The sequence below is a fragment of the Dyadobacter diqingensis genome, from assembly GCF_024220585.1.
Lineage (GTDB): Bacteria > Bacteroidota > Bacteroidia > Cytophagales > Spirosomataceae > Dyadobacter > Dyadobacter diqingensis.
Window position 1 is genome coordinate 291329 of the sequence record NZ_JAMXKF010000003.1, and the last position, 20584, is coordinate 311912.

General features: G+C 42.7%; 21 protein-coding genes. 14 read left to right on the forward strand and 7 right to left on the reverse strand.

Translation table 11 applies throughout. The features are described from left to right. Positions 1-35 precede the first annotated feature (35 nt). Entirely contained in the window at positions 36-1748 is a 1713-nt protein-coding gene (recJ, locus tag M1L62_RS10390; protein WP_254412969.1) for a single-stranded-DNA-specific exonuclease RecJ, read from the reverse strand. Positions 1749-1891: 143 nt separating this feature from the next. Here recJ and ruvX point away from each other — a divergent pair, with 143 nt between their 5' ends. From ruvX to M1L62_RS10405, 3 genes are read left to right on the forward strand one after another with little or no spacing between them, the layout of a single operon-like run. Continuing rightward, complete coding sequence (gene ruvX, locus M1L62_RS10395; RefSeq protein ID WP_254412970.1) at positions 1892-2305, forward strand: Holliday junction resolvase RuvX; 414 nt, start codon at positions 1892-1894, stop codon at positions 2303-2305. Between the two features lie 56 nt (positions 2306-2361). Further along, a complete protein-coding gene (gene def, locus M1L62_RS10400; RefSeq protein ID WP_254412971.1) occupies positions 2362-2952 on the forward strand; it encodes a peptide deformylase in 591 nt (196 codons plus the stop codon). A 27-nt stretch (positions 2953-2979) separates the two neighbouring features. Beyond that, positions 2980-3768, forward strand: a complete 789-nt coding sequence (locus M1L62_RS10405; protein WP_254412972.1) for an amidohydrolase — start codon at positions 2980-2982, stop codon at positions 3766-3768. A 7-nt stretch (positions 3769-3775) separates the two neighbouring features. Here M1L62_RS10405 and gatC read toward each other — a convergent pair whose 3' ends face one another. Further along, positions 3776-4063, reverse strand: coding sequence for an Asp-tRNA(Asn)/Glu-tRNA(Gln) amidotransferase subunit GatC (gene gatC / locus M1L62_RS10410; RefSeq protein ID WP_254412973.1), 288 nt, complete (start codon positions 4061-4063; stop codon positions 3776-3778). A 609-nt stretch (positions 4064-4672) separates the two neighbouring features. Between gatC and M1L62_RS10415 the strand changes: the two genes are divergently transcribed. The 6 genes from M1L62_RS10415 to M1L62_RS10440 all read left to right on the forward strand — a co-directional run bounded on the left by M1L62_RS10415 (position 4673) and on the right by M1L62_RS10440 (position 10702). Next, positions 4673-5512 (forward strand): MotA/TolQ/ExbB proton channel family protein, encoded by an 840-nt coding sequence (locus M1L62_RS10415; RefSeq protein ID WP_254412974.1) that lies wholly within the window; start codon positions 4673-4675, stop codon positions 5510-5512. 64 nt (positions 5513-5576) lie between these two features. Beyond that, on the forward strand, positions 5577-6191 hold the full coding sequence (locus tag M1L62_RS10420; protein WP_254412975.1) for an ExbD/TolR family protein: 615 nt from the start codon (positions 5577-5579) through the stop codon (positions 6189-6191). 27 nt (positions 6192-6218) lie between these two features. Next, positions 6219-6791 (forward strand): ExbD/TolR family protein, encoded by a 573-nt coding sequence (locus M1L62_RS10425; RefSeq protein ID WP_254412976.1) that lies wholly within the window; start codon positions 6219-6221, stop codon positions 6789-6791. A 56-nt stretch (positions 6792-6847) separates the two neighbouring features. After that, positions 6848-7672 carry an energy transducer TonB gene (locus M1L62_RS10430; RefSeq protein WP_254412977.1) on the forward strand — a complete coding sequence of 275 codons (825 nt, stop codon included), beginning with the start codon at positions 6848-6850 and terminating at the stop codon, positions 7670-7672. A 224-nt stretch (positions 7673-7896) separates the two neighbouring features. Next, positions 7897-8853 (forward strand): PstS family phosphate ABC transporter substrate-binding protein, encoded by a 957-nt coding sequence (locus tag M1L62_RS10435; protein WP_254412978.1) that lies wholly within the window; start codon positions 7897-7899, stop codon positions 8851-8853. A 79-nt stretch (positions 8854-8932) separates the two neighbouring features. Continuing rightward, positions 8933-10702 carry a tetratricopeptide repeat protein gene (locus tag M1L62_RS10440; protein WP_254412979.1) on the forward strand — a complete coding sequence of 590 codons (1770 nt, stop codon included), beginning with the start codon at positions 8933-8935 and terminating at the stop codon, positions 10700-10702. Positions 10703-10797: 95 nt separating this feature from the next. Here the strand turns inward: M1L62_RS10440 and M1L62_RS10445 are convergent, their stop codons facing one another. Beyond that, a complete protein-coding gene (locus M1L62_RS10445; RefSeq protein ID WP_090337142.1) occupies positions 10798-11004 on the reverse strand; it encodes a hypothetical protein in 207 nt (68 codons plus the stop codon). A 102-nt stretch (positions 11005-11106) separates the two neighbouring features. Between M1L62_RS10445 and M1L62_RS10450 the strand changes: the two genes are divergently transcribed. Beyond that, positions 11107-12501, forward strand: a complete 1395-nt coding sequence (locus M1L62_RS10450) for a BatD family protein (protein WP_256527670.1) — start codon at positions 11107-11109, stop codon at positions 12499-12501. A 6-nt stretch (positions 12502-12507) separates the two neighbouring features. Then, positions 12508-13587, forward strand: coding sequence for a chorismate synthase (aroC, locus tag M1L62_RS10455; protein ID WP_254412981.1), 1080 nt, complete (start codon positions 12508-12510; stop codon positions 13585-13587). Here the strand turns inward: aroC and M1L62_RS10460 are convergent. Beyond that, on the reverse strand, positions 13584-13772 hold the full coding sequence (locus tag M1L62_RS10460) for a hypothetical protein (RefSeq protein ID WP_254412982.1): 189 nt from the start codon (positions 13770-13772) through the stop codon (positions 13584-13586). The two genes, aroC and M1L62_RS10460, sit on opposite strands and share 4 nt — an antisense overlap. 145 nt (positions 13773-13917) lie before the next feature. On the opposite strand from M1L62_RS10460, the gene M1L62_RS10465 reads away from it, so the two are divergent. After that, a complete protein-coding gene (locus M1L62_RS10465) occupies positions 13918-14808 on the forward strand; it encodes an FAD:protein FMN transferase (protein ID WP_254412983.1) in 891 nt (296 codons plus the stop codon). Positions 14809-14863: 55 nt separating this feature from the next. Here the strand turns inward: M1L62_RS10465 and M1L62_RS10470 are convergent, their stop codons facing one another. Together M1L62_RS10470 and M1L62_RS10475 are read right to left on the reverse strand one after the other, a co-directional pair. Next, complete coding sequence (locus M1L62_RS10470; protein ID WP_254412984.1) at positions 14864-16207, reverse strand: Gfo/Idh/MocA family protein; 1344 nt, start codon at positions 16205-16207, stop codon at positions 14864-14866. A 28-nt stretch (positions 16208-16235) separates the two neighbouring features. Continuing rightward, positions 16236-17222, reverse strand: coding sequence for a formylglycine-generating enzyme family protein (locus M1L62_RS10475; protein ID WP_254412985.1), 987 nt, complete (start codon positions 17220-17222; stop codon positions 16236-16238). A 142-nt stretch (positions 17223-17364) separates the two neighbouring features. Here M1L62_RS10475 and M1L62_RS10480 point away from each other — a divergent pair, with 142 nt between their 5' ends. Together M1L62_RS10480 and M1L62_RS10485 are read left to right on the forward strand one after the other, a co-directional pair. Next, positions 17365-19251, forward strand: a complete 1887-nt coding sequence (locus M1L62_RS10480; RefSeq protein ID WP_254412986.1) for an ABC-F family ATP-binding cassette domain-containing protein — start codon at positions 17365-17367, stop codon at positions 19249-19251. 65 nt (positions 19252-19316) lie between these two features. Further along, complete coding sequence (locus M1L62_RS10485; RefSeq protein WP_254412987.1) at positions 19317-19952, forward strand: DedA family protein; 636 nt, start codon at positions 19317-19319, stop codon at positions 19950-19952. A 37-nt stretch (positions 19953-19989) separates the two neighbouring features. On the opposite strand, the gene M1L62_RS10490 is transcribed toward M1L62_RS10485, so the two are convergent. Beyond that, positions 19990-20508: a gamma carbonic anhydrase family protein gene (locus M1L62_RS10490; protein ID WP_254412988.1), complete on the reverse strand. Its 519-nt coding sequence runs from the start codon at positions 20506-20508 to the stop codon at positions 19990-19992. Positions 20509-20584 lie beyond the last annotated feature (76 nt).

Genomic DNA, 20584 nt, shown 5'->3' on the forward strand with positions numbered 1-20584 from the left:
GTTCAATTAGGGTAATTCAATAACCGTCAACCGGTTTAGTGAAATTTGATATCTTTCAGAAACAACTGTAACGTTTTTTTATCCCGAAAGTTATTCTCTTCAAGATTATAACAAATGGAAAACGGCCGACCTTTGATCAGGTCGGAATAAAACTGGGACATACCAAAGCCGATGGCTGTAAAAATGGCCGACCCGTTTTGTTTCACATCAAATTTAATATGCTTTTCTTTCAGGATCATCGGCTGGCCCGCGAGGGATACGTTCTTGCTTTCAAAAACCGGTGTCATATTGCCGGGTCCGAATGGCCCCATTTGTTTCAGTACATTATAAAATTTGGCAGTTACTGCGCTCAGATCCAAATCCAGGTCGATATTGATCATTGGGATCAACTGATCCGGCCGTATCCTGCTGCTGACGATCTGGTCAAATTTAAGTCTGAAAGCTTCGATGTTTTCCAATGGCAAGGTCAATCCGGCAGCAAAGGTGTGCCCGCCAAATTGTTCGAGAAGTTCTGCACATTCCTCGATTGCTTCGTACACGTCAAATCCCGGTACCGATCGGGCCGATCCCGCAGCTTTTCCGTGTGACTGCGTCAATATAATGGTAGGCCGGTGGTATTTTTCAATACAGCGGCTCGCCACAATCCCGATCACACCCTTATGCCAGTCTTCCTTATATAATACCGTACTCGTTGCATCCGTAAACCAGCTGTCGTTTTCGATCATCAGCAAGGCTTCTTCTGTGATGCTGCTGTCGAAGGTCCGTCGCTCGCTGTTGTGTTTATTTATTTCAAAAGCAAAATCAGTAGCTTCCTGTTCTTCCTCAGAAAGTAGTAATCGTACTGCTTCCTTGGCATGTTTGATCCGCCCTGCTGCATTGATCCTGGGTCCCAGGCCGAATACGACATTGGTAATATCCAGTGCTCCGGTTATCCCGGCAATCTGGATCAGCGCTTTCATTCCGATACGCGGCGCGGCATTCAGTTGTTTTAGCCCGTAATACGATAAAACCCGGTTCTCACCCGTAATCGGGACGATATCAGCGGCAATACTGACTACAAGCAGATCAAGATATTCAAACAGGGAATCCTGCGGCATATTGTGATGCAGGCAAAAGGCCTGCAACAATTTAAATCCGACACCACAACCCGTCAGCTCTTTATAAGGATAAATGCAGTCCTCTCTTTTAGGATCTAAAACGGCAACCGCAGGCGGAAGTTCATCCCCCGGTCGGTGGTGATCGCAGATGACAAAGTCGATGCCTCTTTTATTTGCCTCGGTAACCTTGTCAACGGATTTAATGCCGCAGTCCAGCGTTACAATTAATGTAAAACCATTTTCCTGCGCAAAATCTATACTTTGCCAGGAAACGCCGTACCCTTCATTGTAACGGTCGGGAATATAATAATCGAGATTGTCGTAAATTTTTCTTAAAAAACCATAAAACAGCGTAACGGATGTCGTTCCGTCTACATCATAGTCTCCGTAAACAAGAATTTTTTCACCGTTGGCGATGGCGCGGGATAAGCGTTCGACGGCCAGATCCATATCCTTCATCAGATAAGGATCGTGTAAATGAGAAAGGTCAGGACGGAAAAAATTGCGCGACTGCTCAAAATCGGTGATGCCACGCTGCACCAGAAGTGTAGCCAAAAATGGGTTCACATTTAACGCCTCAGCCAGTTCACGGGCAACTTCAAGTTGATCAGAGGGTAATTCGGGGTTTTGTATCCAGCGCTTTTCAATCATATTCACAAAGATAATGGGATTCTGTGATGCATGTATCAAAATCTATTATCGGGCATCGGAATCAGGGAAAGCTAAGTGAAACGTCTTATCTTTGCAAGATAATTTTTAGTCGTTTATCGACTATTCACTTATTGACTGGAAAAATGCCTCGTCTATTGGCTATTGATTATGGTGCAAAACGCACCGGGATTGCTGTAACAGATCCTTTGCAGATTATCGCAACGGCTCTGGACACGGTAAGAACGCACGATTTACTGGAATTTTTGAAAAAATATTCTCAAAGTGAGCCACTTGAAGCATTTGTGATCGGTATGCCGCGCAGGCTCGATAATACGGAAAGTGACAACGCTGCCCGTGTACACGCGTTCATAAAATTGTTGAAAAAAAATTTCCCGGATACACCCATCCATACCCATGATGAAAGATTTACGTCGTCTATGGCTTTGCAGTCGATGATTGCAGGAGGGTCGAAAAAAAGTGACCGGCGTGAAAAAGGAAATATTGACAAGATCAGTGCGACGATCATTTTACAGTCTTACATGGAGAGCAGGCGGTAAGCCGGACTTCTCCGTTTTAAATATAATTATCCAGAAATCTCATATACTTAATTAAGATGATTTACCCAATCGTAGCCTTTGGCGACCCTATACTAAGAAAGGCAACCCGCTTTATAGAAAAAGATGAAATGGACCTGAAAAAGCTTTCGGCAGATATGTTCGAAACGATGTATTCTGCGAATGGGGTAGGGCTCGCAGCACCGCAGGTTGGTTTGAATATTCGTGTTTTTGTAGCTGACGGCACGCCCTTCAGTGAAAAAGACGAAGATGACGACGATGATGATGAAGTAGACTTGAGCCTGGTGGGTTTCAAAAAAACATTCATCAATCCTGAAATTCTGGAAGAAGATGGTGAAGAGTGGGCTTTTGAAGAAGGATGTCTGAGCATTCCGGGGATTCGCGGCGATGTGTACAGGCCGGAAAGGCTTGTTATCCGTTATCGTGATACAGATTGGAACGAGTTTACAGAAGAATATACGGGAATGGCTGCCCGCATTATCCAGCACGAATATGACCATTTACTTGGCAAGCTGTTTGTGGATTACCTTCCGACATTGAAAAAACAGTTGATTAAAAAGAAACTGACCGATATTTCCAAAGGAAAAACAGACGCAGACTACCGTATGCGTTTTCCGGGACGCAGATAAGACATAAAGACCTTTTTTTGATTTACGATGATCCATCCGGTTGATAAACTCGCGGTTTGTTTAATACAAACCGAATTGTATTGGGAAGATGTTACCGCCAATCTTTCTTCGCTGGAAGAAAAAATTGCGGGAATCGACCAGCCGGTTGATGTGATTGTTTTACCTGAAATGTTCAACACAGGTTTTACAATGGACACCCGTTTGGCAGAACCGATGAACCTGACGACAACGAAGTGGATGAAGCATATTGCTTTGCAAACCAACGCGTTGATAATCGGAAGTTTCGCGGTGAAGGAAAACGGCAGCTTTTTCAACCGGCTCATGTGTGTGCAGCCGGATGGATCTTTCCTGCACAGCGATAAGAGGCATTTATTCAGAATGGGGGAGGAGCACCAGAATTACACTCCCGGCAATACGCGGTTGCAGGTAAATTGGAAAGGATGGAATATTTTTCCGCTGGTGTGTTATGATCTGAGATTTCCAGTGTGGAGCCGGAACGTGGCACCGGATCCTTACGATCTGCTGATTTACGTGGCAAACTGGCCTGCCCGACGTGCGCACGCCTGGCGTACGCTGCTTAAAGCGCGTGCAATCGAGAACCTGAGTTATGTCATCGGCGTGAACCGGATTGGAGAAGACGCAAATGGTGTCGCGCATCAGGGCGACTCTGTAGCGCTGGACTTCCTGGGAGAACCGCTTTTTGATCTGGGCAACAAAGAGACAGAAAAGATTGTCAACCTTTCAAAACCGGAGCTTCAAAAATACCGGCAATCTTTTCCGGCCTATCTGGACGCTGACGAATTTAACCTTATATAATAGTAACCTATTCGATCACCTTGGGTACCTTTATATATGTACCATCCTGACTTGGTGCATTGGCCAGTGCTTCTTCTCTGGTCAGCATGTTATTTCCTGAATCTTCGCGCCAACTGTTGACTTCATCCATAATGTGTGTCAAAGGCTCCACACCTTCCGTGTCGATTTCATTCAACTGCTCCATCCACGTCAAAACATTATCCATGCTGTTGAGTAGAGCAGCCTCTTCTTCGGGTTTTACATGGAGTTTGGCCAGATGAGCTATTTTTTTCAGAGAGTCGTGGTCGATTTTCATTATGTTAAGAATTTGTTATGTTAGCATCCGGCTGTTAAATAGAATCCAAAATTACCACATTTTTGCGAACTCAAACAGATATTGGACTTTTGAAAAGAAATGGTGGTATGAATTCGGATTTTTGAAGTTAGAAATAATCCGAATTTGTAAGCTGGAGATTTTTCGGGCAGGAGAATCTTTAAATTATCCCAAAACAAATCAGTAGTTGGCGAATAATATTTGCTTTTGAAGACAAAAGATAAAATTTTTTAAAATGGTATCGCCCTTTTGAAAAAATATGTTCTCAGGCTTTGTAGCGTATAGTGCAATTTTATATAACTGATTAAAATGCCTATATATCGTTCTTTATCAATGAAAAATAGATGAAAAAAACAAAACCTGGTTTAGTAGGCATTCTTTAAAATGTACAATTGACAAATATTTCATGCAGAATTGGAATAAAAAAACCAGACAAAAGCTTGCTTTTTTTTAAAAGGAAAACTCATACTTTTGTAGAATTCAAAATAGTAACACCACAATCAAAATTTTATTTTACAAAAACCTAGTTTAACCAAAACTTTTATTTAATTCACAACCAAAATCTCAATTTAACCTTTAAAAGTAAGTCTGATGGAAAAGAAAGCAACGACTCCGGCACCAGCACCAAAGCCTGCAACAGCAGCATCAAAAGGCTCAGGTGGTTTGAACCCGGCATTGGTGATCCCCCTACTATTCGTTATTGCCCTTTGTGTTTACATTTTTGTTTTAGGAGCTCCTGAGCACTTTATTGACGGAGATCATGAAAAAGGGCCAAAACAAGGTGATTATTTCGGTATTGTACACGAAGGAGGACCTATCGTACCTTTGTTAATGACTTGTTTTCTTATTGTACTTGTGTTTACAATCGAGCGTATCATTACAATTGGTAAAGCTAACGGTACTGGAAGCATTGATTCTTTCGTACGTAAAATCAAAGCACTTCTTGACAAAAATCAAGTTGACGAAGCTATCAAAGAATGTGATAAGCAAAAAGGTTCAGTTGGTAATGTAATCAAAGCTGGTTTAGTTAAATACAAACAACTTGCTACGGATGGCCAATTAGACAAAGAACAAAAACTTGCAGCATTGCAGAAAGAAGTTGATGAAGCAACTACTTTGGAATTGCCTATGCTACAAAAGAACCTTACAATCATTGCAACATTGGCTGGAGCATCTACACTTATCGCTCTTCTTGGAACGGTACTTGGTATGATTCGTGCGTTCGCGGCTCTTGGTGCATCTGGATCTGCTGATTCAGGAGCTCTTGCAGCGGGTATCTCTGAGGCCCTTATCAACACTGCGATTGGTATCGGTACTTCTGCGATTGCAACAATCTCATACGCTTACCTTAACAGCCGTGTGGATGACCTGACTTACAGTATTGACGAAATTGGTTTGAGCCTTCAGCAAAATTTTGCTGCTCATTATTAATAGTTTAATACTATTGATATATAATTTTCGTTAATATTAAAAAAACTTATATATTTGTAAAGTTATGGCAATAGTTAAGCCTAAGAAACATCCGCCTCATACCGATATGACGGCCATGACGGATGTGGCATTCTTACTACTGACATTCTTTATTATGACGGCCACTTTTAAGACCAACGACGCGGAGGTAACTACGCCAAGTTCTGTGTCTACGATTAAAGTGCCAGATGATAAAATTATGATCATTAGTATTGACAAGACGGGTAAAGTTTTCTTTGGCGTAGATGCTCAGACAACAAGAATTTCTATGTTGGATAACATCGCTCAATCGAAAGGGATTTCATTCACAGAATTAGAGAAAAAGAAGTTTTCGCTTCAGTCGAGCTTCGGATTTCCTTTGAATCAGTTGAAAGCCTATTTGAATACGCCGGACGCGCAAAAAGCTCAGATCAAACAACCAGGTATTCCTGTTGACTCAACGGGAACAAGTGAATTGGCTGACTGGGTTTATGCAGCAAGGAAAGCGGATCCTGGATTGAGGATCGCTCTGAAAGGAGATAACCTGGCGAAATTCCCTGTTTTCAAGGATGTCTTGGGTAATCTTCAATCTCAGAACATCAACAGATTCAATCTGATTACAGGTAGCGAAGATGCTCCTGCCGGGTTTAAGATGGATTAAGTATTTCACTTGAAATAAAAGAATAAAATGGCAGCAATAGAAGAAAGCGGTGGTGGTGGTGGTAAACAGGACGGCGGTAAGGTTCGGGGCAAGAAAATGTCCACCCGCGTCGACATGACACCCATGGTGGATTTAGGTTTCTTGCTTATCACATTCTTTATGCTTGCAACAACAATGTCTAAACCTACGTCGATGACATTGAACGTTCCTGACAAGACTGAGACAAAGGAGGAAACAGAACCGCTTAAAGCATCGAAAGTTTTAACATTGTTTCTAGGTAAGAACGATGACGTTCTATATCTGGATGGTATTGCAGCGGACGATCCGAAAGCAGAAGAGTCTCTTAAAACTACTCGTTTTGGATCTGACCTGAGAAGCGTAATTTTTGAGTCAGCAAACCGTATCAACGCGGCAAATGCAAAAGATGAAAAAGGTTACGGAGCTTTCGTTTGTGTAATTAAGCCTACCGTAGTGTCTACTTATAAAAACATGGTTGATGTGTTGGATGAAATGGCCATCACCAAGTCTAAAAAGTATGCTCTTGTAGACAATCTTACTGATGCGGAGAAGAAGTTACTTGGAGACAAAGTAAAACCTTAAGGAATATCTTCAAGGTTTAATTAGTACAGATATTTTAAACATTTAATTTAAACGCCATGGCAGAAGTTAGCCCGAATGCGACACTGGATGATATAGTGTTTGCCAATCGTAATAAGGCGTATGGTGCATTTTCACTGAGAAAGGGATATCGTGCAGATATCACGAAATCAACTTTGATCGGCGCTGCTCTTTTTGTTTTTGCAATGTTCTCTCCTGCACTTATTGATGCAATTAAGGGAGAAGAGGAAAAAGAGGAAGTAATGGTTAACGTGGATTTAATGAACTTGCCACCACCGCCAATCGACCCTACGGAGCCACCACCGCCACCGCCGCCGCCAATTGAGCAGCCTAAGGTAGCCACGGTGAAATTTTTGCCTCCTGAGGTGAAAATGGATGAGAAAGTTCCTGAAGAAACACCTCCGCCAACGGTTGAGGATCTTAAGGAAGCTGTAATTGCTGATAAAACAGTAGAAGGTGATCCAAATGCTAACGAGGTAATCGTTGCTCCGGAACAAGTTGCTGCACCAAGTAAAGGTACAGTGGTTGAAGCCGCTCCTGCTGAGGAAAAAGTATTTACAGTGGTTGAACAGCAGCCTGAGTTCCCGGGTGGAACAGCTGAGATGTACAAGTACTTAGGAAAGAACATCAAATACCCAAGTGCAGCTTCTCGTGCGAACGTTTCAGGAAGAGTATTTATGTCATTCGTTGTTAATACGGATGGAAGTATTCAGGACGTTGCAGTACTTAAAGGCTTAGGTTTTGGTTGTGATGAAGAAGCTATCCGTGTTGTGAAAGCAATGCCGAAGTGGAAACCAGGTAAACAATCAGGACGTGCAGTTAGGGTTAAGTATAACTTGCCTATTAATTTCCAACTTGAGTAACTCATGAAGGAAAAACCATTGCATGAGAAGATCATTGATCTTGCTTCTTTGTTAATGGCTCTTACATATATAGGAGGAGGGATCTACTTGATCGCCTCCTCCTTATCTTTTAATTTGCTCCCTGTTGGTAGTATGCAGAGGCATGCATTTGCTGGCATACTTATTTTATACGGATTTTACCGTGGTTACAGGGTTTGGAAGAAATGAGTTATCGTAAAAGAAGCATGAGATATTTGTTCAGCGCGGGGATAGGCATTGTATGTACGGTTTTCCTGCTTTCGGGATGTACTCAGTCCGCCAAAAAGGAAAGAGACAACCCGGTTCAGGGGACGATTACGATAGCATCGGACGAATCATTCAAACCACTGGTAGATGCATTAACGAAAGCGTATCAGGGAATTTATCCCAGAGCCCATTTCAATGTGGTGTATAAACCGGAGCAGGAAGCTATTCTTGAACTTTTGAAGGATAGCGTAAGAATGGTTTTTGCTACCAGACAATTGAGTGATAAGGAAGTTCTGATGGTGAAACAGCAGGATGGAATTCAAAAAGCACATCACATTGCACTGGACGGGCTTGCGCTTGTTGTTAATGAGAGCAATACCGACAGTTTGATCACAATGGATGAGCTGAAACTTATCTTTGAAGGGAAAATAACAGATTGGTCGCAACTGAAAGGAAGCAGCCAGAAAGGTGCAATTACACTTGTTTTTGATAATGCGAATTCAAGTAATCTCAATTTTGTAATGACCAAGTTTAACTTGAAAAGCATTCAGAATTTGAGAATTACATCGGCAGGATCCAACAAAAATGTGGTTGACGATATTAAAAAGAATCCCCTAAGCCTTGGTATTATCGGGGTAAACTGGATTAGCGACGGACACGAGAAACTGGCAAGAGAGCTTTCAGACGGAATAAGAGTCCTTGGAGTTTCCCAGAAATCAAATCCCGCTTCTGTTGCTGAATATTATCAGCCGTTCCAAAATGGATTGGAATTAAAAAACTATCCGCTTGCCCGCGATGTGTATATTATCATCAGGGAAGGATATGCCGGACTTGGCGGCGGTATGCTGAATTATATCGCCAGAGACGTCGGCGGACTGATCATCCAAAAGATGGGATTGATTCCAACGGTGGTGTATCCAAGGGAACTGGAAATAAGGACCGGACAAAATTTTTAGTGTTCTTATACAATTTATTACATTTGGAACTTGTTTATTGAAAGGCCAAATTTTTTGTCATTATATTAACCGGGTAAAAATGAACAGAAACATGAGAATGAAGTTAGTAGCGCTGGTATTATGCGTATTTTCTTTGGTAAAAGTACACGCACAAACAGTACAGGACGGTTTGGCTTTGTTACACGCTGAACGTAATAAGGAGGCAGGTGATTTGTTTACAAAACTGGCTGCGGCATCTCCGTCAGCCGATAATCAATATTACCTTGGTTATTATTACGTAATTACCAAACAGTTGGATGAGGCGCAGAAGGCTTTTGAGAAAGGTATTCAGACTGACGAGAAATCTTATTTGAATCAGGTGGGTCTTGGAACAGTAGCCTTGGGAAAGGGAGATCGTGCAAAAGCAAAAGAATTGTTCGAGCTTGCTGAAAAGAAAAAAGGGAAAGATGCAGAAGTTCTTTTCCGTATAGGTGAGGCTTACACATTGTTCGAAAAGTCAAACGATCCTGCGGAAGCAATCAGACTTTTGGACGAAGCTGTTAAAAGAGATAAAAATCTTGCTGATGCATACATCGCAAAAGGAGATGCTTTGATGTTGCGTAACGAAGGTGGTGCTGCGGTAACTGCTTACGAATACGCATTGACTGCAAAACCGAACTACGCAGTTGCGCACAACCGTATTGGTTCGGTGTATTTGAGAGGAAAAAACTATAACCTTGCTCTTGAAAACTACAAAAAAGCCATTGAAGCGGATCCAAATTTCGGTCCTGCTTACAAAGATTTGGCTGAGCTTTATTTCTTCGCTCAGAAATACAAACAAGCTGCTGATAACTTCGATCTTTACATGCAGAAAAGCGGAAATCTTGATCCTGAAACAAAACTTCGTGCTGCTCAGTTTGCATTTACAGCTGACGACTATGCAAAGTCTTTGCAGATTCTTGATGAAATGAAAGGGAAAATCAATAACCCGATCACGCTTCGTATGTATGGCTGGTCTTATGCGAAAACCAACGAACCTGATAAAGCGATTGCAGCTTTGACAGAATTCCTTAAAGTTTATCCTAAGGAAAAAATTATCGGAGATGACTACAAATACCTGGGCCGTGCTTACAATGCAAAAGCTACTGACGGAAAAGGATATGATTCAACAGGGGTGAAGTACATTTTGCAAGGTGCTGATTTGGATACTAACAAAACAGACGCTGCCAATACTTACAAAGAAGTTGGAGCATTGTACTACGCTGCAAAAGATTTCCCTAATGCTGCCAAAACTTACTACAAAGGTATTGCTTTGGATACAGCTAAGGCTTCTGCAAATGATTACTACTATTTGGGACTTTCTAAATTCCAGACTGCTGGTGCAATGGGCGCGCTTAACAACACTGCTGGTGACAGTGCTCAGATTGCTACTGCAAAACGTAATCTTTACTTGTCAGCTGACTCGACTTTTGCTACGGTTACGCAAAAACTTCCTGACTGGCCATATGGTTACTACTGGAGAGCAAGTGCGCTTTACAACGCATACGACAAACAGGAAAACATTGATAAAGGAATTTCAGCTCCTTACTACTTGAAGTTGACTGAACTGGCTGAGAAAGATCCGGATCCTTCAAAATACAAGTCGTATCTGAAACTTGCTTACAACTATTTAGCTTTCCATGCTCAGACTACATTGAAGGATGAAGCAAAATCTAAGGAATACTGGACTAAGTTGTTAGCGATCGATCCTAACAGTGCTGCTGCGAAAGAAGCACTTGGAATGGCTCCTTCTCCTGCAACTGATTCAACTGGAACTGCGCCAAAAGCTGCTGCAACGGCCACTAAAAAACCAGCTCCAAAGAAGAAATAATAGTCCGTAATAAGAAACGAAAAAGACCCATCGAAATATTCGACGGGTCTTTTTCGTTTTATTTTGAACAATAATTTTTTAACTCTGTATCATGATCAGCCAAGTGTAGATGGCAGCGGAAAGCAGTTGTTAAGTACGGTAAGATGCACAGCTCCGTAATTTTCGTAGCACCAGTTCCTTAAACGTTTAACTTCAGCGGGCATTAACATGCGGATTGCTTTTCTTAATTCTTTTTCAAACAATCTGCGGTCGAAACTAACCTTTTGCAGAATAATTTTAATGTATTCAAGCATAGAGGCCATAGTATTATGTAGTTTTGCGGTTTAGGTAAGACACAAGGTTAGAAAAATCTTGGGGGAATATTGTCCCGCGACAATCACCAATTAGTGTAACGAATATTTTCCATGAAATTATATGTAATTTTAAGCATAATTTTGTGTTTTTCTTGTACTATTCATGCGCAAATTATAAATAATGATCCAATTATTGAATTTGGTCCGAAAAATCTAAAAATGGACGAGCCATTCACGATTTCGGTAGTGGTACCCGATGTGGAAAACCGTCCTTCTGTAACTTTTCCGGAAATTGCAGGTTTGGAAAAACGGAGTAAATCAGCCACAAGTGCTATTAATACCGTCGGTGGGAAGAAGGTAGTAGTACAGACCATTAGTCAGCAATATTTCGCATTAAAGCAGGGAACATACAATATCGAGCCATTTTTTATCACGGTAAATGGTGTAAAAATAAAGTCTGAGGAGTTAACAGTGGTATACTCGCCGGGCTCGGTGAGCAATCCTGATGTTGCGGTCCAGGACGACGTTACAGTGGTTCCTGAATCCGATAACAATGGCGAGGATATTTTCCTTTCTGTTGGTACCAATAAAAAGAGTGTTTTCATGCGTGAGGGTTTTGCACTGGGCATGTCGTTATATGTGGCTGAAAACGCACCCGTGCAAATGGATTTTTATCAGGTTAATACACAATTACAAGCGATATTAAAAAAACTGCGCCCGGTTGGTTGTTGGGAAGAAAATGTGGGTATTGAAGAAATTATCAAACACCGCATCACCATTGGTGGCAGAAAATACACAGCTTACAATTTATATCAGGCCCAGTTTTTCCCGATGACTTTGCAGGATATTGTATTTCCGTCGGTAACTTTGGACATGTTGGTGGGAGGTGGTAAAACCGGAGAGGGTAAGGTGATAAAGTCTTTTCGCTCCAAAGCGATTAAGATCGTTGTAAAACCGCTGCCGCCACATCCGTTGAAGGATCAGATTGCCGTTGGGGAATACGGCCTTGTGGAGCGGTTGTCGAGCAAGATGGTTTATCCGGGCGAGAGCATCCGTTATTTGTTCAGGATTGAAGGACGCGGTAATATTGCTGCGATACCCATGCCTGAGATTGCAACGAATTCTGCCTTCGATTTTTATCCGCCAGATGTCAGCAGGGTGATAAAAAGAAGCAGCCAGTACGTGACCGGAGAAAAGAGCTTTGACTATTTTGTTGTGCCCCGGCAGGACGGAACATTTCCCCTGGGAAGATATTTTCAATGGATCTATTTCAACCCCAGAACGGCAAAATATGATACCTTAATTTCGCAGCAAACCCTACAGGTTAAGGGAGAAGATTATAAGTTAGGAAACATATCATTACATGGCTCAGCAGGCCTGTATGATAACCTGGAAAGGCTGGACAGCAGCCAGGAATATTTTGATTTTAAACAAATATTAAAAGATGTGACCAATGCTGTTGTAATTTTACTGTTAATTACGATGGTTTGGATATTTAGAAAATAAACTTTCATGGGTAGTACATACGGAAAAATATTTAAGATTTCCACATTCGGGGAATCACACGGAGTAGGAATCGGTGTTGTGGTGGAAGGGTGCCCGGCAGGTGTGGATTTTGACACTGATTTTATTCAAAGCGAACTGACACGCCGCAAACCAGGGCAGTCGCGTATTACGACACAACGTAAGGAAGCGGATGAATTCGAAGTTTTATCGGGTGTTTTTGAAGGAAAAACGACTGGTACACCTATTGCGCTCATCATCCGGAATGAAGATCAGCGGAGTAAAGATTATTCGCACATTGCCGCTCAGTTCCGTCCTTCTCATGCAGATTATACCTACCAGGCAAAATACGGCGTGCGTGATTACCGTGGCGGGGGAAGAAGCTCCGCGAGGGAAACCGCAGCGCGGGTGGCAGCGGGTGCGCTGGCGAAATTGCTGCTGGCGAACTTCGGGGTAAACATTCAGGCTTATGTGTCGCAGGTAGGCGGGATGAAGCTGGATAAGTCTTACACGGAACTGGATTTGACAGAGACTGAAAATAATGCTGTACGTTGTCCGGATCCGGAAATGGCGGCGGCAATGTTTACTTATATAGACGACGTCCGTAAAAAGGGCGATTCTATTGGAGGCGTTGTGAACTGTGTTGTGAAAGGGGCTCCGGTGGGATGGGGCGAACCTGTTTTTGACAAACTGCACGCTGAGCTTGGCAAAGCCATGTTAAGTATCAATGCTGTAAAAGGATTTGAATACGGAAGCGGTTTTGACGGCGTTGCGATGCTGGGTTCGGAGCATAATGATGCTTTTTACATTGATGAAAAGGGGGATGTACATACCCGTACGAACCATTCAGGCGGGATACAGGGTGGTATTTCCAATGGAGAAGACATTTATTTCAGAGTAGCATTCAAGCCTGTGGCAACGATTATGCAGGATCAGGAAAGCGTTGATGCGCAAGGTGATGTCGCTATTGTGCAGGGTAAAGGGCGCCATGATCCTTGCGTTGTGCCTCGTGCTGTACCGATCGTGGAAGCGATGGCAGCATTGGTCCTGGCAGATTTCTATTTGAGAAATAAAGCGAGTAAGCTTTAACTTTTTTTGCGCCTGCGGTTCAGGCTTAAAACGAGCCAGATGGTTCCCAGAAATTCAACCGTAAGACCGCTCAGAATGGTGGGATTACTAAATTGCACATGTGTAGGCTTGATAAAAGCACCCGTAGCAATTAATAGCAGACCTGCTGATAAGATGATAATAGCGTTTAGTAGATTCAGTTTCACCCGATTATATCGTTCGTTCCACTTTATTAAAAACTTTGGTTCAAAGAATTACTATGTATCGAATATAGGGATTCTATTTCTGCTATGCTATTTTCCAACTCAAATATTTGCGCAGGAAAAACGGTACTCCTTTGAAAGAGGACTTATGGGGTCGCCCTTTAAGCTCATCATTTATGCTCCTGACGACTCGCTGGCGAACAAGGCAGCGCAACATGCTTTCAAGCGCATCGAAGACCTTAATCTGTCTTTAAGCGATTACAGGGACGATAGTGAGATTAATGCCGTCTCGGCGCAATCAGGTTCTGATCAATGGATTCATGTGAGTAAAGACCTGTTTGACATTTTGTTTGTCTCGGATGATATAAGCAAAAAGACCAATGGAGCCTTTGACGCTACACTCGGCCCGATTGTGCAGGAGTGGAGACGTGCCACACGCAAAGGATATTTTCCGGATAAAGAACTCATTGCAAATGCACTTGGAAGAACGGGTTATCGTAAGATTAAATTCAATGCAGCAACCCAGCGTGTTCAGTTGAAAGATAAAGGCATGAGACTGGATATTGGCGGTCTGGGTAAAGGATTTGCAGCCGATGAGGCGGTGAAAGTTCTGAAAAGTTATGGTATAAAATCGGCCATGATTGATGCAGGTGGAAAACTTGCGCTAATGGATCCACCGCCGGGAGAAAAAGGCTGGAAAATCGTTATTTCCTCAGGAAGGGATTCGATCGAGACGATCGAATATGCCAATGTCGGCATCGCGACATCCGGACCTACTTACCGATATCTTGAATACAACGGAAAGCGTTATTCGCACATTGTCGATCCTAAAACGGGCATAGGACTTGAACACCATGTAAGAACTACGGTTATTTCTCCAAATGCCACAGAAGCTGATGCACTGGCGACAGCTTTCAGTGTTTCGGGGATAACCGAGGGAAAGAAATATATCAAGCGTTTCCCTAACAATAAAGTCTGGCTGGTCGAAACAAAAAACGATCAGGTAAAAAGCTGGAATACGATTTTGAAAGATAAATAAAACAATAAAGGCTGCGATTCGAAACCACAGCCTTTATTGTTTTATTGGAAAAATATTAGATCACGATTGTTTTTCCTGGTACTGCAACAGGATATAACCCGTCTGGTCCCGGAAGGATTTTCGGATTTGCATCCCATGCAAGCTTGTCAGGGAACAAGTTGATATCAGAATTCAATGCCTCATCCCACTTGATCATTTTACCGGAATAAGTAGCCATACGACCCATGATGGCTGTCATAGTACTTTTTGCTCCGTTTTCAGCATCGGCAAATTTGTATTCACCTTTCGCTACCGCAGCAAATAAGTCATCATGCTCAACCTGATATGGGTTAATGTCGCCTTTGTCATCATGTTGGTAAATAACGCCTCCCTTGTAATCCTTCAGGATCGTTTTCTTTCCGTCGAAGCTGTCGATACGCCCTTTTGTTCCTACAAACGCTTCGTCTACCTTATTCCATGTACCTTCAAACTGGCGGCACTGGCTTGAAATGGTCGTTCCGTCTGCATAAACAAGATCAAGTGTATGGTGGTCAAAAATTTCACCGTACTGCTTTCCGGTACGTACCTCGCGTCCACCCGTTCCCTGGATTTGAACAGGATAACCGCGTTTTACCCAGTTGGCCACGTCGATATTGTGTACGTGTTGTTCTGAAATATGATCACCGCATAACCAGTTGAAATAATACCAGTTTCTCATTTGGTATTCCATTTCTGTCTGGTTTGGCTGACGTTCTTTCATCCAAGGGCTGCTACCCACCCAGTAAACCTGTCCGCCAACGATATCCCCCAAAGCACCATCATGAATTCTCTTGATTGCTTCAAGGTAATTGCGCTGGTAGTGGCGCTGAAGACCCACAACCACGTTCAATTTCTTCTTTTTGGCTTCTTCTGCAACAGCCAGCACTTTACGGATACCCGGCGCATCCGTTGCTACCGGTTTTTCCATGAAGATATGTTTGTCATTTTTGACAGCTTCTTCAAAATGTGAAGGACGGAATCCCGGAGGTGTTGCCAAAATAACAACGTCCACATCTTTCAGCGCGATCGCCTTTTTAAAAGCGTCAAAACCCACGAATTTGCGGTCGTCAGGTACATCTACTTTTGTTTTGATATCCACAACAACACCTGCTGCATTTTTGTATTTTTTTGCAGTAAGGTTTCTGTAAGATTCATCCAGTCTGTCTTTGAAAGCATCAGCCATTGCCACAATCTGAACATTCTGGCTTGTGCTCAATGCCTGCGCAGCTGCACCTGTTCCGCGTCCACCACAGCCTATCAATGCTACCTTGATGGTATCACCCACAGCACTGTTATACCCATAACCAGCAAGAGGGCTAAGGATAACACCACCGGCAACCAAGCCGGAAGCTTTAAGGAATTCGCGTCTGTTTTTTTCCATTTTTAATGTTTAATTAAGAGTTTGTATATCAATAATCTTCTATTAATGCTGGGCTGTAATATTTTGCGATCTCTTCTGCGGATGGCGTCTTAAGCGGTCTTACCAATCTGAATCCTACAAAAGAAGCACTGGTCATCCACCATTCGCTTTTTGGAAGTTGTGGATCCAAAACTTTCCATTCCGGTTTTGAAGCAGTACGGGCAGCACTTCTCAAATCCGTTGGCTCGTCATCCCATGACCCTCCGCGAACGGCTGTCGGATAAAGTTCTTTGACAGGTGCAAAGGCTTCTCCGGCTGGTTGTTTTGCATAATAATCAGGAATATACTGGTCAAGAGTCCATTCCATTACATTACCGTGCATATCGTGCAGACCCCATGCGTTCGGTTTTTTCGTACCAATTTTTTTGTATGCAGAGTTGCTGTTTTTACGGTACCATGCATATTCATCGATTTTCGAAGGATCGGCTCCAAAAGAATAAGCAGTTTTTGAACCGGCGCGGCATGCATATTCCCACTCCGCTTCTGTTGGCAGACGGTAGAAAACGCCCGTTTTTTCATAAAGCCATTTACAGAAAAGAATAGCCGCATATTGCGTCATGTTGATGGCCGGGTAACCAGCGCGCCCCATTCCGAAGGACATATCCACATAGGGAGGACTTGGGCGGGTACTTGCATCTGTTTTGGCAACGCTTTTTTCCGGATCAGGATTACGCAATGCCATTTCTTTCTCCATATTCTTGAAAGCGTACAGGTCATAAATGTCCCATACAACTTCAAATTTTCCCATCCAGAAAGGATCAATTTTTACCTTGTGCTGAGGGCCTTCGTCGGCTCTTCTGCCTTTTTCGGCGGCTGGACTTCCCATTTGGTATTCGCCGCCCGGGATGGCAACCATGTCATAAACTTGTGAACTTCCGCCGATTTTCTGCGTGTAACTTTTAAAATTACTGTCTTGCGCGGAAGCATTAAAACAAATAAGAATTACAGGGATTAGGTTAAGGATTTTTTTGTACATAATTTTTAAAAATGTGTTCGCATTGAACCATATAACAAAGAATAAGTAGCAATATTATGCTATTTACCCTATGAAAACGAATTTTTTCTTTGTTCTTTAATATCTATCCTACCTTTGTATATATAGAATCCAAATTTTACCTATGAATTACCTTTCAGCAGAAAATATTGCGAAGTCATTTGGAGACCGGTGGCTTTTTAAAAATATCAATTTTGGGATCAGCCGCGGTGATAAAGTGGCGCTTATCGGAACGAACGGAACCGGGAAAACAACCTTCTTAAATATTCTGACTGGTAAGATGCCCCCACAGGAGGGAGAGGTAAGTATCCGCAAAGATATCAGGGTGGGTTATCTGGATCAAAGTCCTTCGTTTGATCCGGCACTGCCGGTAATCGAGGTGATTTTTTCATCCAATAACCCTGTTGCCATTGCCGTAAAAAATTATGAGCATGCCATTGAAACGGATAATCATGACGCGTTGGCCAAAGCAATGGAGGATATGGATACCTTCAAAGCATGGGATTTTGAATACAAAGTGAAAGAAGTATTAGGCCGGTTGGGAATTCATAACACTGAAAACCTGTACGGAACACTTTCCGGTGGACAGAAAAAACGTGTGGCACTGGCTAAAATATTATTGGAAGATCCTGAATTATTGATTCTGGATGAGCCTACCAACCATTTGGACCTGGACACGGTAGAATGGCTCGAAAAATATCTGAATACACAAAACACCACGCTTCTGGTTGTAACCCACGACAGGTATTTCCTTGATACGGTTTGTAATCAGGTGCTGGAACTGGATCATGGCTCTGCTTATACGTATAAAGGAAATTATTCTTACTTCCTTGAAAAGAAGGCTGAACGCGAGGAGATGGAAGCTGCCGGCATTGACAAAGCAAGGAACCTGATGCGTAAGGAACTTGACTGGATCAGACGTCAGCCCAAAGCACGTGGTACCAAAGCAAAATATCGGGTGGATGCTTTCGAAGAATTAAAAGAGAAAGCGAGCCAGAAAAAATTTGATACCCAAATGGAGCTTAACGTACGTACTGCGCGTTTGGGAAGCAAGATTATTGAAATGGAGAATATCAGCAAGGGTTTTGGTGAGCGTCAGCTGATCAAAAACTTTGAATATACTTTCCGCAGAGGTGACCGTATAGGGATCGTTGGACAAAACGGGATGGGTAAATCCACTTTGCTGAACATGATCACAGGCGAACTGGAACCGGATAGCGGAAAAATTGTAAAGGGTGAAACCGTGCAGTTTGGTTATTACAAACAGACTGATCTTGTTTTTGATGAAACTCAGCGGGTAATTGATATTGTTAAGGATGTGGCAGAGGTTGTTCAGCTGGGAACCGGCGAAACTGTTACTGTCGGGCATTTGTTACAAGCGTTTTTATTCTCACCATCCAAACAATACGATTTCATATCGAAACTGAGTGGCGGTGAAAAAAGAAGATTGCAGCTGCTTTTGATCCTGATCAAGCAGCCTAACTTCCTGATTCTGGATGAGCCTACCAACGATCTGGATATTGCGAGTTTGAATGTTTTGGAGGAATTCTTGATGAATTTCCCGGGTTGTATCATGATCGTATCCCACGACAGGTATTTCCTGGATCGTTTGGTTGAGCATATTTTTGTTTTTGAAGGAGAAGGCAAGATCAGCGATTTTCCAGGTAATTATACCGAACTGAGGGATTATCAGGATGAGGTTGAAGCTGAAAAGAAAAGCCAGGCTTCGGGAAAAAGTACTGCGCCGGTGGCAGCACCTGCTCCGGTTAAGGAAGTGGCAGCAGCCCCGTCTGCGCCGAAGAAAAAACTAAGCTTCAAGGAGCAACGTGAGTTCGAACAGCTTGAAGTTGAGATGGCGGCGTTGGAAAAGAAAAAAAATCAGTTGCTCGAAAAATTAAATCACGGAGGTTCACACGTTGAAGTGACTTCCTGGGCGCTGGAAATAGAAGAAATAACAAAGACACAATCTGATAAAGAAATGCGTTGGCTGGAACTGTCGGAAAATGCTTAATTTTAAAAAAGATTGAAGTTGGGCTCCAATGAATATCTTGTAGCCCAACTCACTAAGATTACCCTATGAATTCAATTGTCGATTTTTTCCAGTATCTGCTGAATTCGGAAGAATTAATCCGTACCGGCGGACTGCTCGTGATAACATTTATAGTTTTTGCTGAAAACGGACTCTTCTTCGCTTTTTTCTTACCGGGCGATTACCTCGTATTTCTGGCTGGCGTTTTTTGTGGTACAGGCATTCTGGATGTCCCGATTCTTGTTCTTATCCTCTGTATGTTTGCTGCGGCAGTGCTGGGTTCGCTGGTGGGGTACATCTTCGGGAAATACTTTGGCGATATGTTTGAAAACAGGCCGGATTCGCTGTTTTTCAAGAAAAAACATTTACAGACAACCCGAAAATATTTTGATAAATACGGTAGCAGAACGCTGATCGTCAGCCGTTTTTTACCCATAGTAAGAACTTTCGCCCCGATATTGGCGGGTTTGGTGAAAATGTCTTTTCCTTCTTTTTTACTGAATAATGTAGCGGGTGGCGCAATCTGGATCGGTGCCCTGACAGGCGGCGGATATCTCTTCGGTGAGAAATTTCCATGGATTGTTGACTACGTACACTACATTATCCTGTTCTTCCTCGCGGTGACCACTTTTACGGTGATCAAAGGTTATTTCAATGCGAGGAAGGGGATGGTTGAAGATTAAGATCTTTTCGAATTTATGGAAAAAGGAATAATTCAGCTTATTCCTCTTCCTTAAACCAACCCGAATAAGTTATATAATTATTGGCAGTTCTGTCAATAGCAGCATTCAATTCCGGTGAAACATCTTTAAGGTATTTTGCCGGATTTCCTGCATAAATGGTGCCTGGGGGGACAATCGTATTTTGTGTCACGATAGCGCCCGCCGCAACAATCGAGCCTTCGCCGATCACGGCCCCGTCCATCACGATGGACCCCATGCCGATCAATACGTGGTCTTCGATCACACAACCGTGAACGATCGCGTTATGGGCAATGGAAACATAATTGCCTATGTATGTTCCGTTTTTCTGGTAGGTACAGTGAATAACCGCCCCATCCTGAACATTGGAATAATCACCGATACGGATCACGTTTACATCTCCGCGGACCACGGCGTTGAACCAGATGGTACAATGCTCGCCCATAATGACATCCCCTACAACCGTTGCATTTTCTGCTAACCAGCAATTTTCGCCGAATTGAGGGTGGTTTCCACGAACCGATCTGACAAGTGCCATATTTAAATGAGTATATGTTGGTTTTTTAAATTAAAATTCCCTTTTTTCGTTAATCAACGAGGAATATAAAATTGGG